This is a genomic window from Agrobacterium vitis, from assembly GCF_014926405.1.
GTDB classification, from domain to species: Bacteria; Pseudomonadota; Alphaproteobacteria; order Rhizobiales; family Rhizobiaceae; genus Allorhizobium; species Allorhizobium vitis_H.
The window spans coordinates 1,746,575-1,761,692 of sequence record NZ_JACXXJ020000005.1 but is presented as its reverse complement, the minus strand read 5'-3'; the positions used below and the strand labels follow the sequence as shown (position 1 = coordinate 1,761,692).

General features: G+C 56.7%; 16 protein-coding genes and 4 tRNA genes. 15 read left to right on the top strand and 5 right to left on the bottom strand.

Annotated features, from left to right (window positions below):
- Positions 1-114 precede the first annotated feature (114 nt).
- The 3 genes from IEI95_RS19490 (at position 115) to pyrF (ending at position 4,834) form a co-directional block, all read left to right on the top strand.
- The gene (locus IEI95_RS19490; protein ID WP_194416921.1) at positions 115-2,571 is read left to right on the top strand and encodes a penicillin-binding protein 1A; all 2,457 of its coding nucleotides are present in this window, start codon (positions 115-117) and stop codon (positions 2,569-2,571) included.
- 104 nt (positions 2,572-2,675) lie between these two features.
- Positions 2,676-3,804 (top strand): peptide chain release factor 2 gene (gene prfB, locus IEI95_RS19485; protein WP_139191396.1). Its coding sequence is split into 2 segments (ribosomal slippage): positions 2,676-2,744 and positions 2,746-3,804, totalling 1,128 coding nucleotides; the frame shifts between segments, so codons are not numbered across the junction.
- Between the two features lie 130 nt (positions 3,805-3,934).
- Positions 3,935-4,834, top strand: coding sequence for an orotidine-5'-phosphate decarboxylase (gene pyrF, locus IEI95_RS19480; protein ID WP_156533259.1), 900 nt, complete (start codon positions 3,935-3,937; stop codon positions 4,832-4,834).
- A 6-nt stretch (positions 4,835-4,840) separates the two neighbouring features.
- Here the strand turns inward: pyrF and IEI95_RS19475 are convergent, their stop codons facing one another.
- On the bottom strand, positions 4,841-5,386 hold the full coding sequence (locus IEI95_RS19475) for a hypothetical protein (RefSeq protein WP_234934240.1): 546 nt from the start codon (positions 5,384-5,386) through the stop codon (positions 4,841-4,843).
- A gap of 42 nt (positions 5,387-5,428) precedes the next feature.
- Positions 5,429-6,202: an NAD kinase gene (locus IEI95_RS19470; protein ID WP_156533258.1), complete on the bottom strand. Its 774-nt coding sequence runs from the start codon at positions 6,200-6,202 to the stop codon at positions 5,429-5,431.
- A 241-nt stretch (positions 6,203-6,443) separates the two neighbouring features.
- Here IEI95_RS19470 and IEI95_RS19465 point away from each other — a divergent pair.
- A tRNA-Thr gene (locus IEI95_RS19465) sits at positions 6,444-6,519 on the top strand.
- A 64-nt stretch (positions 6,520-6,583) separates the two neighbouring features.
- Here the strand turns inward: IEI95_RS19465 and IEI95_RS19460 are convergent.
- From IEI95_RS19460 to IEI95_RS19450, 3 genes are all read right to left on the bottom strand, one after another.
- Complete coding sequence (locus IEI95_RS19460) at positions 6,584-6,733, bottom strand: hypothetical protein (protein WP_015915719.1); 150 nt, start codon at positions 6,731-6,733, stop codon at positions 6,584-6,586.
- Between the two features lie 227 nt (positions 6,734-6,960).
- Positions 6,961-7,152, bottom strand: a complete 192-nt coding sequence (locus IEI95_RS19455; protein ID WP_041696466.1) for a hypothetical protein — start codon at positions 7,150-7,152, stop codon at positions 6,961-6,963.
- A 240-nt stretch (positions 7,153-7,392) separates the two neighbouring features.
- Positions 7,393-8,274, bottom strand: coding sequence for a TrmH family RNA methyltransferase (locus IEI95_RS19450; RefSeq protein WP_156533257.1), 882 nt, complete (start codon positions 8,272-8,274; stop codon positions 7,393-7,395).
- Between the two features lie 218 nt (positions 8,275-8,492).
- On the opposite strand from IEI95_RS19450, the gene IEI95_RS19445 reads away from it, so the two are divergent.
- The 11 genes from IEI95_RS19445 to rplA all read left to right on the top strand — a co-directional run bounded on the left by IEI95_RS19445 (position 8,493) and on the right by rplA (position 15,086).
- Positions 8,493-8,577: transfer RNA gene (locus tag IEI95_RS19445), tRNA-Tyr, on the top strand.
- 26 nt (positions 8,578-8,603) lie between these two features.
- A tRNA-Gly gene (locus tag IEI95_RS19440) sits at positions 8,604-8,677 on the top strand.
- A 222-nt stretch (positions 8,678-8,899) separates the two neighbouring features.
- Entirely contained in the window at positions 8,900-10,075 is a 1,176-nt protein-coding gene (gene tuf / locus IEI95_RS19435) for an elongation factor Tu (protein ID WP_015915721.1), read from the top strand.
- A 267-nt stretch (positions 10,076-10,342) separates the two neighbouring features.
- Complete coding sequence (locus IEI95_RS19430; RefSeq protein WP_194416920.1) at positions 10,343-11,032, top strand: glycosyltransferase family protein; 690 nt, start codon at positions 10,343-10,345, stop codon at positions 11,030-11,032.
- Between the two features lie 2 nt (positions 11,033-11,034).
- Complete coding sequence (locus IEI95_RS19425) at positions 11,035-11,892, top strand: 3-deoxy-manno-octulosonate cytidylyltransferase (RefSeq protein ID WP_234891011.1); 858 nt, start codon at positions 11,035-11,037, stop codon at positions 11,890-11,892.
- A gap of 137 nt (positions 11,893-12,029) precedes the next feature.
- Complete coding sequence (locus IEI95_RS19420; RefSeq protein ID WP_015915724.1) at positions 12,030-12,683, top strand: hypothetical protein; 654 nt, start codon at positions 12,030-12,032, stop codon at positions 12,681-12,683.
- Positions 12,684-12,804: 121 nt separating this feature from the next.
- Positions 12,805-12,880 (top strand) — tRNA-Trp (locus IEI95_RS19415).
- A 182-nt stretch (positions 12,881-13,062) separates the two neighbouring features.
- On the top strand, positions 13,063-13,263 hold the full coding sequence (gene secE, locus IEI95_RS19410) for a preprotein translocase subunit SecE (protein ID WP_015915725.1): 201 nt from the start codon (positions 13,063-13,065) through the stop codon (positions 13,261-13,263).
- 16 nt (positions 13,264-13,279) lie between these two features.
- Positions 13,280-13,810, top strand: a complete 531-nt coding sequence (gene nusG, locus IEI95_RS19405; protein WP_015915726.1) for a transcription termination/antitermination protein NusG — start codon at positions 13,280-13,282, stop codon at positions 13,808-13,810.
- Positions 13,811-13,956: 146 nt separating this feature from the next.
- A complete protein-coding gene (rplK, locus tag IEI95_RS19400) occupies positions 13,957-14,388 on the top strand; it encodes a 50S ribosomal protein L11 (protein ID WP_015915727.1) in 432 nt (143 codons plus the stop codon).
- A 2-nt stretch (positions 14,389-14,390) separates the two neighbouring features.
- Positions 14,391-15,086 (top strand): 50S ribosomal protein L1, encoded by a 696-nt coding sequence (gene rplA / locus IEI95_RS19395; protein WP_015915728.1) that lies wholly within the window; start codon positions 14,391-14,393, stop codon positions 15,084-15,086.
- Positions 15,087-15,118 lie beyond the last annotated feature (32 nt).

The window sequence follows — 15,118 nt, the reverse complement described above, 5'->3', positions numbered from 1 at the left end:
TTCAATACGCCTCCCGACTTGTAATTGGTGGCGTCGTATGCAAAACGCCACGATATAAGCGATGCTTGACATACAGGCGTATGCGAACCGAAAGCGATTGCCGGTAGCTTCACGATGATAAGACTGATTGGATATCTCTTCGGATTGGCTTCCGTTGCCGCGCTTGCCGCGGCAGCCGCTGCTGCCATCTATCTGAAGACCATTACCAAGGATCTACCTGATTACGAGGTATTGAGCCGGTATGCGCCGCCCGTGATGACCCGCGTCCATGCCGGTAACGGCGCGCTGATTGCCGAATATGCCCATGAACGGCGGCTGTTCATGCCGATCCAGGCCATTCCCGATCGTGTGAAGGCGGCTTTCCTGTCGGCGGAAGACAAGAATTTCTACACCCATCCCGGTGTCGATATCTGGGGTCTTGGCCGCGCCATCCTGGTGAACTTGCAGAATTTCGGCTCCGGTCGCCGTCCCGTCGGCGCTTCGACCATCACCCAGCAGGTCGCCAAGAATTTTCTTCTGTCGTCCGACCAGACCATGGACCGCAAGATCAAGGAGGCCATTCTCTCCTTCCGCATCGAGCAGGCCTATTCCAAGGACAAGATCCTTGAGCTTTATCTGAACGAGATTTTCTTCGGACTGAATTCCTATGGTATCGCTGCGGCGGCACTCACCTATTTCGACAAGCCGGTCACCGAACTGACGATTGCCGAAACCGCTTATCTTGCTTCTCTGCCTAAAGGCCCGGCCAACTACCATCCCTATCGCCATACCCAGGCCGCTATCGAGCGCCGCAATTGGGTTATCGACCGGCTGGTGGAGAACGGCTTCGTCAGCCAGGCCGATGGCGACACCGCCAAGAAGGAAGACCTGGGCGTCAACCTGCGGCGCGGTGGTGGCAATGTGTTTGCCTCGGATTATTTCTCCGAAGAAGTGCGCCGTCAGATTATCGATAAATACGGCACCAAGTCCCTTTATGAAGGCGGGCTTTCTGTGCGCACCTCGCTCGATCCAGAACTACAAGTCGCCGCCCGCAAGGCGCTTCAGGATGGTTTGCTGAGCTATGACGAACGGCGTGGCTATCGCGGTCCGATCACCCATATAGACATGGGGTCCGATTGGGGCGTGCCGCTGGCCGATGTGGCCAGCCTTGCCGACGTGCCGGAATGGGAAGTCGCGGTCGTACTCTCTACTTCCAAGACAGAGGTGCAGATCGGTCTGAAACCGGATCGTGACGGCGCGGGCAAAGTCGTGCCGGAGCGTTTGACCGGCACCATCAAGGCCGATGCGATGGATTGGGCCTATAGGTCGGGACGCGGCGACCGCAAGACGGCCAAATCGCCTGACGGTGTCTTGCAGCCCGGTGACGTGGTCTATGCCGAGAAGAGCGGCGCCGATACCTCCACTAATTATCGCCTGCGGCAGCCGCCGAAAGTCCAGGGCGGTTTTGTTGCCATGGACCCGCATACGGGCCGCGTTCTGGCTCTGGTTGGCGGTTTCTCCTACGCCCAATCGGAATTCAACCGCGCGACGCAGGCCATGCGTCAGCCGGGTTCGTCCTTCAAACCCTTCGTCTATGCGGCGGCGCTGGATAGCGGCTATACGCCAGCTTCCGTGGTGCTGGATGCACCGGTGGAATTTGTGTCCGGCGGCGAAGTCTGGCGACCGCAAAACGACGGCGGCGGTTCCATTGGTCCGGCAACGCTGCGGTTTGCCATCGAGCATTCGCGCAATTTGATGACCGTGCGTTTGGCCAATGACATGGGCATGAATTTGGTGGCCGAATATGCCGAGCGCTTCGGCATTTACGATCATATGCAGCCCGTGTTGTCCATGTCGCTGGGGGCAGGGGAAACCACTGTCATGCGCATGGTGTCCGCCTATGCGGTGATCGCCAATGGCGGCAAGCAGATCAAGCCGACACTGATCGACCGGATCCAGGATCGCTACGGCAAGACGATCTTCAAACATGAAGAGCGGATTTGCGAAGGCTGCAATGCCGACGAATGGCACAATCAGGATGAGCCGGTTCTGGCCGATAACCGGTTGCAGGTGCTTGATCCGATGACCTCCTATCAGATCACCTCAATGATGCAGGGCGTCATCCAGCGCGGCACGGCCTATGGCAAGATCAAGCTGGACCGCGACGTGGCGGGTAAGACCGGCACCACCAACGACGCGAAGGATACCTGGTTCGTCGGCTTCACCCCGAATATCGTCGCCGGTGTTTATATCGGTTACGACAATCCGACCCCGATGGGCCGGGGTGCGACGGGGGGCTCGATGTCAGCACCTGTATTTAATGAATTCATGCAGACCGCAGTGAAGGGCACACCGCCCAGCAAGTTCAAGGTGCCTGACGGTATGCAGATGATTGCCGTCAACCGCAAGACTGGCATGGCGGCGGTCGTGGGCGATCCTGATACGATTGTTGAGGCCTTCAAGCCCGGCACCGGCCCGGCCGACAGCCTCTCGGTGATCGGCATGGACAGCAATATGCAGCCCGATGAGATCATGAAAAGCTCGCCGCAGGTCAACCAGGCCGTTCAGTCCGGGACGCCCGGCCTGTTTTAACAGAACGATCAAGCTTGTCGCCATGCCCCGGACTTTACTTCCGGGGCATCGGCAATTATGGACCGGGCACGATATCGAAAAACAAGATTCCGAGAAAAGGACCCATGCGTAACGAAATCGAAAATGTCGTCGACGAAATCAAGCAGGCCATAAGCCTGCTGAGGAGGCATCTTTGACTGGGATCAGGCGGTAAGACGACTGGACTGGTTGAACAACAAGGCAGAGGACCCCAACCTCTGGAACGACGCGGCTGAGGCCCAGAAGCTGATGCGCGAGCGCCAGCAGCTGGAAGACAGCATTGCCGGCGTGCGCCGTCTCGAACAGCAGATGAAAGATAATATCGAGCTGATCGAGATGGGTGAGGAAGAGGGCGACGAGAGCATCGTCAAGGAGGCCGAGGAAGGCCTGAAAGCCCTCAAGGCCGAATCCGGTAAATTGCAGGTCGAAGCCATGCTGTCGGGTGAAGCTGATGGCAATGACACCTATGTTGAAGTGCATTCGGGTGCCGGCGGCACGGAAAGCCAGGACTGGGCCAACATGCTGTTGCGCATGTATACCCGCTGGGCCGAGCGCAGTGGTTTCAAGGTGGAATTGCTGGAAGTGCATGACGGCGAAGAAGCGGGCATCAAGTCGGCCACCATCCTGGTCAAGGGCCACAATGCCTATGGCTGGATGAAGACCGAATCGGGCGTGCATCGCCTGGTGCGCATTTCGCCCTATGACAGCAACGCACGGCGCCACACCTCGTTTTCTTCCATCTGGGTCTACCCGGTGGTGGATGATTCGATTCAAATCGACATCAACGAAAGCGATTGCCGTATCGATACCTACCGCTCCTCTGGTGCGGGCGGTCAGCACGTCAACACCACGGACTCGGCGGTGCGAATCACCCATATTCCAAGCGGTATTGCAGTCTCCTGCCAGCAGGAACGGTCGCAGCACAAGAACAAGGCCAAGGCCTGGGACATGTTGCGCGCCCGTCTCTACGAAGTCGAGCTGAAGAAACGCGAGGAAGCCGCCAATGCCGAGGCAGCGTCCAAGACTGATATCGGTTGGGGCCACCAGATTCGCTCCTACGTATTGCAGCCCTATCAGTTGGTCAAGGATCTGCGCACCGGTGTCGAAAGCACAGCGCCCGACGACGTCCTGAACGGCGACATCAGCCCCTTCATGGAGGCCGCTCTCGCCCATCGCATCAGCGGCAGCGCCGATGCTGTTTCCGATATCGACTGATGTCGGGCCATGTTCGGCGGTTCTTGTGCCGCGCCTCTTGCACGCAGTGAAATGCAAACCGTCTGAGCTTCTGTTCAGGCGGTTTTTTTGTATAATGATTGTCGGATCGTGAGCAAAAGGAAAGCACCTCATGCCGACATGGACTGAAATCGTCAAAGCCAATGTCGAGCATTATGGCGATCTGGTCGCTGGAATCGACCCAGCGCTTGGCGATATTCCCGCCCTATTCGAGAGTGGCGATGGATGCTGGATCGAAGACTATGTGGAGTTTCTTCTCGATACGATCGAGGGCCATGTTGGCTTCGTCAAGTTTCAGTCGGCTTATTTCGAGGCTTGCGGCCTTAAAGGCTTGAAGGCTCTGTCGACGGGCATGGCACGCGCGCGGGCGGCGGGCATTGGGGTTATCCTCGATGCAAAGCGCGGCGATATCGGTGCAACCGCGTCAGCCTATGCCAAAGCCTATCTTGTTCCCGGCGCGGAAGGGGGAAGCGGTGACTTCGAGGCGGATTGCCTGACCGTCAATCCACTCATGGGACCCGACACGCTTGCCCCCTTTGTCGAGGCAGCGCAGGCGCATGGCAAAGGCCTGTTCGTCCTCTGCCGCACCTCCAATCCGGGCGCAGGCTGGCTTCAGGACAAGATGACGGGCAATCAGCTTATCTCGGACCGGCTGGCTGGGCTGATCGGCGGTTTTATACCTGACACGATTGAGGACGGTGATCTCAGTGCCATTGGGGCGGTTATCGGTGCGACGGTTCCTGCGGAAGGACGTCGCCTTAGACAATTTATGCCCCGTTCGATCATTCTTGCACCAGGATTGGGTGCGCAAGGCGCCGATCCGCTGGCCATCCACTCCTTGCGTGGAACCGTACCCGGTGACTTGCTGGTGCCCGTATCCCGTGGCCTGACGAAGGTTGAAGACAGAAGCATTTCTCTGGACGATTATGCCGAATTGATCCTGGACAGGCTGCAAGGCTTCAAGCAGTCCATTGCCTATGATTACAGCCGGCTCAGGAGCAGAGCGGTCTGATTGCGCTCAGTGGCTTTCACGCTCGACCTGGATCTCGCCGAATTCATCGACAACAACTGTCCAGCTCTCCGGATCGTTCGAGCGGGCGTCTTGCTTCAGATAGACGGTTGCCGAAAGGCCGAAGCCGCGATTAACCCCGGAGGGATCTTCGCTGCGAATATCGGTGACATAGGCATGCAGATCGGTGATTTCCTGCAATTCAACGGTGTCGATAATCTGTGACCCTTGATCGGTAACTGAAATCTGGCTGAGGAAAACCTTTGCGGTTCGATCCGGCTGGCGCAGGGCGTAGAGCCGGTAATAGCCGCGCCGTGTCCCATCCTTACTTGCGTCGATGACGCCAGGGCTTTTGACGATGCCGGTGCTGTTTGCCGTGCCGGGATCCTCCCAATAGCCACCGCTGATCAGGAATGTCACGGCGGGCGGCACCGTTTCGGCTTCCTGTGCCAAGGCGGCGGTGCTCGGGAACGAAAAGGTGAGGGTGCAGACCATCAGTGCCGCGGCAAAAGCGGTGGCGGATGCTGAAAAATCCAGGCGTCCCTTCATCTGCATTGGTTCACTCCGGCTTACGCCCCTTGTGCTGCACAAAATGGTTCAATTGGCAAATTGCTCGGCGAGAATTCGTTCCGACCAGGAATGATCGGGATCGGATAGAATGCGGGCGGTAATATCCTTGGCTTGTTCGATCTGCACGGTGAGCACCGACTTAACTTCGATATTGTCGGCGACGGCGTTGACCGGACGCTTTCGCTCCTCCAGAACTTCGATCATCACCGTGACCCGGTCGGGAAGCAAGGCGCCACGCCAGCGCCGGGGCCGAAACGGGCAGACGGGGGTGAGCGCCAGGAGAGGTGCATCGAGCGGAAGAATCGGGCCATGGGCGGAAAGATTATAGGCGGTGGAGCCGACCGGTGTCGCCACCATCAGCCCATCGCAGATCAGCTCATCAAGGCGCTCCTGCCCGTCGATCAGCACTCTCAGTTTTGCGGCCTGATAGGATTGTCGCAGCAACGAGACTTCGTTGATGGCAAGCGCCACGGTTTGCGTGCCGTCTTCGCTAACGGCGGTCATTTTCAAGGGATGAAAATCATTCTCCGTGGCGATGGCGATTCGCTCAGGCAGGTCTTCCACCCGGTAATCATTCATCAGGAAGCCGACGCTGCCCCTGTTCATGCCATAGATCAGCCGCCCAGAATTCATCGTGTCATGCAGGTTTTGCAGCATGAAGCCATCGCCGCCCAGCACGACCAGCACATCAGCCTCTTCGGGTGGCGTGTATCCGTAGGTGCGAATCAGCTCTTCGCGGGATGCAAGCGCCTCCGGGGTGTTCGTTGCGACGAAAGAAAGCGACCGGAAGGAACGCGCCATGCGAAAAAACCTGTTGGAAAGGGCCTTCTTCGTACATGATAAACTCACCCTGCGCCAAGTTTTTTCGCGTTGTTAAAACCCTGGAAATCCGGGTTGCGGACGGGGAACGCGATGGATCTCCTTGAGGAGGCGCAGCAGTTCAAAACCAGACCCAGCCAGATCTGGCTTGAGCCATCCTGCATCACGCTTTTTCATCATAGCCTCTTTACAGCGCGGAAAAATCTGGTAGTCAGACCCCACTGCCCTTGTAGCTCAGTTGGTAGAGCACCTGATTTGTAATCAGGGGGTCGCGGGTTCGAATCCTGCCGGGGGCACCATTCTTTCACATCAATTCCATCGTTTGAGCTGCCGATCCTAGGATCGGCGCGGCTGCGGCTTTATTCAAAGCCCGCCGGGTGCGATAAACGCGAAATAAGCCCAGGCGAGCGCAAAAGCTGCGACAACACAAAGAGCGACGACCAGTTTGCGCAGTCCCGGGCGCGGTTGCTTCGGCGGTACGGGTTTTCTGAATTTTATGACATTGTCGCTCATGGGTGCCTCCTCTCATGGGCTATGATTCAGCCATGCATGATCGGCGGCATTTATTTCACGCAAAGCTTGCGGCATGGTTACGATGGACCAGAAAATCAGCGGACCGGGAATCGATGGGGACGTGACAGCCTGTGACTGCCATGAACGCAATGACATTGCCTCGCCACGGATACAAAAACATCCCCGCCGCTTCACGATGCGCCGGGGACACTATTCAAAGAGATTTCTCAGGCCATTCCGGCAGGATCACCGATTGGCAGCAATGGCGGGCTCGGCACCGGATCATTCGGATTTTTGGTGTCGCCCTGATCCTGGATTGGCGGTTTTACCGCACCATCCTGCTTACGGTCTGGAATACCGGGCGTGCCCTGCGGGCCGCGTGGTGCGCCATCTGGTCTTTCGGGAATTGTGGTTGGCATGGTTATCCTCCTTCTTATGTTCATAAGGACAACCGTAGGGCTGGGCATTGGTTCCGAAGATTTTGACGTTTCGCCAAATGTCAAACGTACCACGATGCTATCAGCAAGCAGTATTGGCGTATGACCGGGCGGGAATGATAGGCTCTGCCTCAGAGGCACTATTGCCTGCGTTGCATTCCTGGAAAGACTTGGGAGATGGTCGGTTCCGAGGTCGAGGACAGGGGAACCGACGCTCTGATGTCAGTTTTGGCGCAGCAGGAATTGGCGTGAAGCATAGAGGGCGATAGCCGCCGCATTTGACACGTTCAGCGATTTGATCTCACCGGGCATATCGAGCCGCGCCAGTGCGTTGACCGTGTCACGGGTCTTTTGGCGCAGGCCCTTGCCTTCGGAACCAAGCACCAACGCCAGCTTGTCACCACTGAATGTCTCTTCCAGCGGGCGCGGCCCTTCCGAATCGAGCCCGATGGACACGAAATCGAGCTTATGCAATTCGCCCAGTGCCTCGGCGAGATTGGTGATCTGGATATAAGGGATCAATTCCAGCGCACCGGAGGCTGATTTCGCGAGTACACCCGATTCGGTCGGGCTGTGGCGCATAGTGGTGATCACCGCGCCAGCACCGAAGGCGACGGCGGTGCGCATGATTGCCCCGACATTATGCGGATCGGTCACCTGGTCGAGCACCAGCAACAGCGGGCTTTCCTTCAGCGCTTCAAGACGGCGAGGCGGCAGTGGCCGGGTCTCCAGCATGACGCCCTGATGAATGGCTTCCGGCCCCAGATGCTTGTCGAGATCCTGCGGCGTGACGATTTCCACAGGAAAGGGCAGGGCGTCGACCGGGCCGATTTCCAGCCGTACCAGCGCATTCTGGGTCAGCGACAGCTTGATCGGCTTGCGTTCGGGATTGTTGAGGGCGGCGCGCACCGTGTGCAGGCCATATAAAAATACCTGGTCGGGGGCGATCGGCGGCGGTGTCCAATCGGCGTTGGACTTGCGCCGTTTTTGCGGTTGCGGGGTGGGAATCTCGCCGCGCTCACGCTTTGCATCCCGCACCTGACGGCGCAAAGTTGCATAGTGGCTGTCGCGGTCGGACGTGTCGTTTGGGTTATCTTTGCTCATGGCGCCTTATAGCGGGCTTGCGTGCCAGGGGATAGAGACCCCGGGTTTGCCGGGATGCCTGAACGAGGAAAAAACATGAAAATTTTCCGTCTAAGGCGTGTTGACATCTCCGTTTCGGGCCGTCATATAGCCGCCACGGAACGCGGTGAGCCAAGCTCGAAAGCGAAGTTCGACGCTCCGGGATAGTAAGCTTGGTTGCTTGATCCGGTCGAAATACTGGAGGGATGCCCGAGTGGTTAAAGGGGACGGACTGTAAATCCGTTGGCTCAGCCTACGTTGGTTCAAATCCAACTCCCTCCACCATTTCGACACCTGGATCTAAAACCGCCGCGGGTATAGCTCAATGGTAGAGCAGCAGCCTTCCAAGCTGAATACGCGGGTTCGATTCCCGCTACCCGCTCCAGCTTTCCATACTCTCTTTTAGTTTATCTTTCAGCTGTTTCCCTATATGCGATCTGTGCCGTTATCACGCGCATTTGCAGGAATTGCGCTGCTGGACACCCCCGCAAAGCACCTGCTTTGGGCCATGCGCATTTATGGCTTGCGCAATCGGACCGAAAGCCTTAAACGGCGGCACTAAACCGGTTCGCCGCGTCAACCTTTTACGTTCACAGGAAGCATTCAAATGGCAAAGAGTAAGTTTGAGCGCAACAAGCCGCACGTTAACATTGGCACGATCGGCCACGTTGACCACGGCAAGACGTCGCTGACGGCAGCAATTACGAAGTATTTCGGTGAATACAAGGCGTATGACCAGATCGACGCCGCTCCGGAAGAAAAGGCCCGCGGGATCACCATTTCGACGGCGCACGTCGAATATGAAACGCCTGCCCGTCACTACGCTCACGTTGACTGCCCCGGCCACGCCGACTACGTCAAGAACATGATCACCGGTGCAGCGCAGATGGACGGCGCGATCCTGGTTTGCTCGGCAGCTGACGGCCCGATGCCGCAGACCCGCGAACACATTCTTCTGGCGCGCCAGGTTGGCGTTCCCGCCATCGTCGTGTTCCTGAACAAGGTTGACCAGGTTGACGACGAAGAGCTTCTGGAGCTGGTCGAACTGGAAGTGCGCGAACTTCTGTCGTCCTACGACTTCCCGGGCGACGATATTCCGATTGTCAAGGGTTCGGCTCTGGCTGCTCTGGAAGACAGCAACAAGAAGATTGGCGAAGACGCGATCCGCGAACTGATGGCGGCAGTTGACTCCTACATTCCGACGCCTGAGCGCCCGATCGACCAGCCGTTCCTGATGCCAATCGAAGACGTGTTCTCGATCTCTGGCCGTGGTACGGTTGTGACGGGTCGCGTTGAGCGTGGTATCGTCAAGGTTGGTGAAGAAGTCGAAATCGTCGGCATCCGCGCCACCTCGAAGACGACCGTTACCGGCGTTGAAATGTTCCGCAAGCTGCTCGATCAGGGTCAGGCTGGCGACAACATTGGTGCCCTGGTTCGTGGCGTACAGCGCGATGGCGTTGAGCGCGGTCAGATCCTGTGCAAGCCCGGCTCTGTCAAGCCACACAAGAAGTTCATGGCAGAAGCCTACATCCTGACGAAGGAAGAAGGCGGCCGTCATACACCGTTCTTCACCAACTACCGTCCGCAGTTCTACTTCCGCACGACGGACGTTACCGGTATTGTTTCTCTGCCGGAAGGCACGGAAATGGTTATGCCTGGTGACAACGTCACGGTTCAGGTTGAACTGATCGTTCCGATCGCCATGGAAGAAAAGCTGCGCTTCGCGATCCGCGAAGGTGGCCGTACCGTCGGCGCCGGCATCGTCGCTTCGATCATCGAATAATGATTTCTTCCCTTAGGGGATGAAATGGAACCCCGCTGGCAACAGCGGGGTTTTTGCGTTTAGGACGTTACGGTTGAACTGATTACGTTTCTAAGGAGCCGCCTTCCTCAAATTGGACGCTATTGCGATGGAGACCATGAGAAAATCTGCAAAACGGCAAGCCGTACTGCAAATTCTTGGTGGCTAATGCAGTTAAGCGCTTGGTTCTCTTGTCCGCAGCGGTCCCTATCCTTTAAAAGAAACAGACGTACAATTTCAGGAGTTGCGGTGTTGGACAACAAGCTTCAGATTTTCATTGGCTTCGATACAAAGGAAGTCGTGGCCTATCATGTGCTCGCGCAGAGCATTCTTGAACATTCGTCCATTCCCGTCGCCTTCACACCCATCGTCCTCGACAATCTGGCCGGTATTTTCACGCGCGAACGCAATCCACTGCAATCGACGGAGTTTTCCTTCTCCCGGTTTCTCGTGCCTTTTCTCAGCGATTACCAGGGCTGGAGCATGTTCATGGATTGCGACATGCTGGCGCGCGCCGATCTGGCCGAACTCTGGGCGCTGCGCGACGACCGCTACGCCGTGATGTGCGTCAAGCATGACTACCAGCCAAAGGTGGAAACCAAGTTTCTCGGTCAGACTCAGACCAAATACGAAAAGAAGAACTGGTCGAGCGTCATGCTGTTCAACAACGCCAAATGCACGGCGCTGACCAAGGATTACGTCAACACCGCAACCGGTCTGCAACTGCATCAGTTCAAATGGCTTGAAAGTGATGACCTGATCGGTGGGCTGCCGCTGCATTGGAATTATCTGGTCAACGAATATGACCATGACCCGGCCGCCAAGATTGTCCATTTCACCGATGGCGGCCCTTATTTCGAACAATACAAGAATGACGATTATGCAGAAGAGTGGTTTGCTGCCCGCGAACGCATGCTGCACGTCACACAGAGCCTGTGACCATGACAGTCCAGAACGGCAGCGCGCGCCCCACGACCGCCAGCATCCAGGCCTTCACGGACTGGCAGGCGTTGCTCGGCCGTTTCACTCACATTGTCCTCGTCGCCAACAGCGAGGAGGCCAATGTGGACAGGCTGCGGCGCGAACTGCCACAAACTGCCTTGTTCGTTTTTTTCAATAAGGTCTACAAGATTCTCGACAAGCCGTTCGATCGCCCGTCTCTGCTGGTGGCGCGCAGTGGTTCGGTCGGCGCCAACATCGTTTACCGCAAGGAAGTCAAGAATGTGCTTGGCTATTTTCCGGGCGATGAATTTCTGGGCGTGATGAATGTCAGGGCCCATCCTGGCGAATTGTTCAGTGATGCGACAAAATTCGAGGGGGCTGCGGTCGGTCATCTGGATCTCTCCAACCATTTTTCCAGTTTTTACCCTGAAGATCATATTCCGACCAGCGGTTTTGCCTTGGCCTTGTGGCTGAGCGAGCACCTGCCCGAAAAGACCATCCTGTTGGATGGATTTTCAGCGCGGCGCAGTGAGAAGTGGAAAGTCTTTCATCTGCATGATTGGACATTCGAACAAGTCGTGCTGCGATTGTTCATCCATTCCGGCAAACTGGTCGCGCCAGGGGCAGCCGAAAAAAATGCTTATGCTGCGCTACTGCAACGATTTCCGGACTTGAGCGAGGGGGCGGTTGCGCTGTCTGCTGCTGACGTGCTGGCCAGCCGCCTTGAAGGGTCAAACAAGGAAATCGATAAGCTGATTTCCGTCACCAAGATCCTGCGATGGTTTTATCAGCTCTCCAAAAAGCTGAAGCCGAAAACCAGAAAACAGCGATTGAACGCCAAAAAGGCGAAGAGTTGATCAAAGCCTTGTCATGCTGCAACGCAAAAACGTGACTTGCGGCTGCGAGAGCTGCCCTGTAACATAGTGATATAACTATCTACACCGTCCCGCTTTGCTTGGGGCCGAGCCCACCCTGAACACATAAAGATGCGTCTATGATTCGTCTGATGTGCGCGGTTGCGATTGCGCCTTTTTTGATTCTACCATTTGCCTGGGTTGGCCAGGCTGCCGACTTTGGCCGACCGCTGATCTGGAACGTCTCACGCAACGGCACGAGCGGCGTTGCTATTCAAACCGGCGTTCAGTTGCGTAATGCCTTTGAACCGAAAATAGGTGTCGATACCTCTGTTATCGCCACCAAGAGCGGGCAGGTGGATCAATCCACACTGCCGTTACGGCTTTGGGGGCGGGTGCGGCTGGAAGGGAACGACAAAACGAATGGGCCTGCGACCTACCTCAATACCAGTTTCACGCCCGCAACGGGTGCTTCCAGCCTGTCGATGGAACGCGCCTGGAACTGGACACTGACGCCTGATTTCACGCTTGGCTCGACGCGCATTATCGAGGTGCGCCGGGTCAGTGGTGACGGGGCGGGGCTATCGGCGAGCCAGCGGCTGGATTTGTCCATGCCGGATTGGTCGGCGTCGCTTTACAGCGAAGCGGGTATCGATCAGCTTGATGCGACGACGACGGGATCTGTCGGTATTGAGAAAAAGGTTTTCGGCGATGTTGGTCTTTCCGCCGCGATGACCAATCTGCTCGATGCACCTTCGACGACCTTTCGGGCGAGCTATAGTCGTCACTGGTAGGAAAATGGTATTTTGTCCTGAATGTGCAAAAAACCCTCTTGCCAATCGTCACCGACCGTCTTAAACGGAGCGCCAAGCAACGGACGGGATCGCCATCGGCGCATCACTCGGACGTGCAGATAGGGGTATAGCTCAGTTGGTAGAGCGGCGGTCTCCAAAACCGCAGGTCGTAAGTTCGAGCCTTACTGCCCCTGCCATTTTTCACACAGTGTTGGAATTGATTTTTTCGGCTGGTGGGTTTTGGCGTTGTAGAATTTGTTTAAATGTCGGTTTTGCCCTTGTTAAAGTGAGAATCGGCGTTTATGTAACACTCAAACAGACACGCGGTGCGTGGGGCTGATCTTTTCAGCTTTACGTGCCGTAAATGCGTGGGCATTAGATGGCATCGAAGACTAATCCATTTGCGTTTTTGCAGCAGGTTCGCTCCGAAACGTCCAAAGTCACCTGGCCGTCGCGCCGCGAGACTGTGATCTCGACGCTGATGGTGTTGGCCATGGTGATTTTTGCCTCGCTGTTTTTCTTTGCGGCGGATCAGGTTATCGGCTGGGTTTTGAGCCTTGTCCTGAATCTCGGCAATTAACAGGACGGGAACGAACATGGCTGCACGTTGGTATATCGTCCACGCATATTCGAATTTTGAAAAGAAGGTTGCGGAATCGATCGAAGAGAAGGCTCGTCAGAAGGGTCTTGGACATCTCTTTGAAAAGATTCTCGTTCCGACCGAGAAGGTCGTCGAGGTTCGTCGGGGCCGCAAGGTGGACAGTGAGCGCAAATTCTTCCCCGGCTATGTGCTGGTGCGGGCGAATTTGACCGATGAGGTCTACCACCTGATCAAGAATACCCCGAAGGTCACGGGCTTCCTGGGTTCCGACAATAAGCCGGTTCCGATTCCTGACTATGAGGCTGATCGGATTCTCGGTCAGGTTCAGGAGGGTGTCGAGCGTCCCAAGTCCTCGCTGTCCTTCGAGATCGGCGAGCAGGTTCGCGTTTCCGACGGTCCTTTTGCATCCTTCAACGGTGTTGTTCAGGATGTCGATGAAGAGCGGTCGCGCCTTAAGGTCGAGGTGTCGATCTTTGGCCGCGCTACACCGGTCGAGCTTGAATACAGTCAGGTCGAAAAGGTCTGATTGCTGCGGGAGGGTAACCTCCCGTTTCGCGTGGGAGTGCGGCGGTCTCTTAAGCCGGATCGTTCATACGCACCACGCAACCGCAGCCGCCGGCATGTCCGGCATGAGTGGGCCGGGCAACCGGTCTGATAGAAAGGCAGAGAGAAATGGCTAAGAAAGTTGCAGGCCAGCTCAAGCTTCAGGTCAAGGCAGGATCGGCTAACCCGTCCCCGCCAATCGGTCCTGCGCTTGGTCAGCGTGGCGTAAACATCATGGAATTCTGCAAGGCGTTCAATGCCGCTACGCAGGAAATGGAAAAGGGCATGCCGATCCCGGTCGTCATTACCTATTACCAGGACAAGTCCTTCACCTTCATCATGAAGCAGCCGCCGGTGACTTACTGGTTGAAGAAGGAAGCTAAGATCCAGTCCGGTTCTAAGACTCCGGGCAAGGGTGGAAAAGCTGGTACTATCACTAAGGCTCAGGTTCGCACGATCGCTGAAGCCAAGATGAAGGACCTGAATGCTGCCGACGTTGACGGCGCTATGGCAATGGTTGAGGGCTCTGCCCGCTCCATGGGCCTGGAAGTGGTAGGTTGATCATGGCAAAGCTTGCAAAGCGTATTCAGAAGATCCGCGAAGGCGTTGATCCCACCAAGCTGGTTGCTCTGTCCGACGCCATTTCGATGGTCAAGGAACGTGCCGTTGCCAAGTTCGATGAAACCATCGAAATCGCCATGAACCTGGGCGTTGACCCACGTCACGCCGACCAGATGGTTCGTGGCGTTGTCAATCTGCCGAACGGCACTGGCCGCGACGTTCGCGTTGCCGTCTTCGCTCGTGGCGCAAAGGCTGATGAAGCCCGTGCAGCTGGCGCTGAAGTTGTTGGCGCCGAAGACCTGGTCGAAATCGTCCAGGGTGGCAAGATCGACTTCGACCGTTGCATCGCAACGCCTGACATGATGCCGCTGGTCGGCCGTCTCGGTAAGGTTCTCGGCCCGCGTGGCATGATGCCGAACCCGAAGGTCGGCACTGTGACCATGGACGTTGCTGGTGCCGTTAAGGCTTCCAAGGGCGGCGCCGTTGAGTTCCGCGTTGAGAAGGCTGGTATCATCCACGCCGGTATCGGCAAGGCCTCGTTCGAAGCCAAGGCTCTTGAAGAAAACATCAAGGCCTTTGCTGATGCTGTCATCAAGGCAAAGCCGGCTGGCGCCAAGGGTAACTACGTCAAGCGCGTAGCGATCTCCTCGACCATGGGTCCTGGCGTCAAGATCGACCCATCGTCGGTCACAGCTTAATTTTTCGGGGTGTTCCACCCCGTATTCAAGAA

Bases quoted from the DNA above. Each gene is read 5' to 3' on its own strand.
- IEI95_RS19490 (WP_194416921.1), top strand. From the start codon at position 115: ATGATAAGACTGATTGGATATCTCTTCGGATTGGCTTCCGTTGCCGCG.
- pyrF (WP_156533259.1), top strand. From the start codon at position 3,935: ATGCCGACATGGACTGAAATCGTCAAAGCCAATGTCGAGCATTATGGC.
- IEI95_RS19475 (WP_234934240.1), bottom strand. From the start codon at position 5,386: ATGCAGATGAAGGGACGCCTGGATTTTTCAGCATCCGCCACCGCTTTT.
- IEI95_RS19470 (WP_156533258.1), bottom strand. From the start codon at position 6,202: ATGGCGCGTTCCTTCCGGTCGCTTTCTTTCGTCGCAACGAACACCCCG.
- IEI95_RS19460 (WP_015915719.1), bottom strand. From the start codon at position 6,733: ATGAGCGACAATGTCATAAAATTCAGAAAACCCGTACCGCCGAAGCAA.
- IEI95_RS19455 (WP_041696466.1), bottom strand. From the start codon at position 7,152: ATGCCAACCACAATTCCCGAAAGACCAGATGGCGCACCACGCGGCCCG.
- IEI95_RS19450 (WP_156533257.1), bottom strand. From the start codon at position 8,274: ATGAGCAAAGATAACCCAAACGACACGTCCGACCGCGACAGCCACTAT.
- tuf (WP_015915721.1), top strand. From the start codon at position 8,900: ATGGCAAAGAGTAAGTTTGAGCGCAACAAGCCGCACGTTAACATTGGC.
- IEI95_RS19425 (WP_234891011.1), top strand. From the start codon at position 11,035: ATGACAGTCCAGAACGGCAGCGCGCGCCCCACGACCGCCAGCATCCAG.
- IEI95_RS19420 (WP_015915724.1), top strand. From the start codon at position 12,030: ATGATTCGTCTGATGTGCGCGGTTGCGATTGCGCCTTTTTTGATTCTA.
- secE (WP_015915725.1), top strand. From the start codon at position 13,063: ATGGCATCGAAGACTAATCCATTTGCGTTTTTGCAGCAGGTTCGCTCC.
- nusG (WP_015915726.1), top strand. From the start codon at position 13,280: ATGGCTGCACGTTGGTATATCGTCCACGCATATTCGAATTTTGAAAAG.
- rplK (WP_015915727.1), top strand. From the start codon at position 13,957: ATGGCTAAGAAAGTTGCAGGCCAGCTCAAGCTTCAGGTCAAGGCAGGA.
- rplA (WP_015915728.1), top strand. From the start codon at position 14,391: ATGGCAAAGCTTGCAAAGCGTATTCAGAAGATCCGCGAAGGCGTTGAT.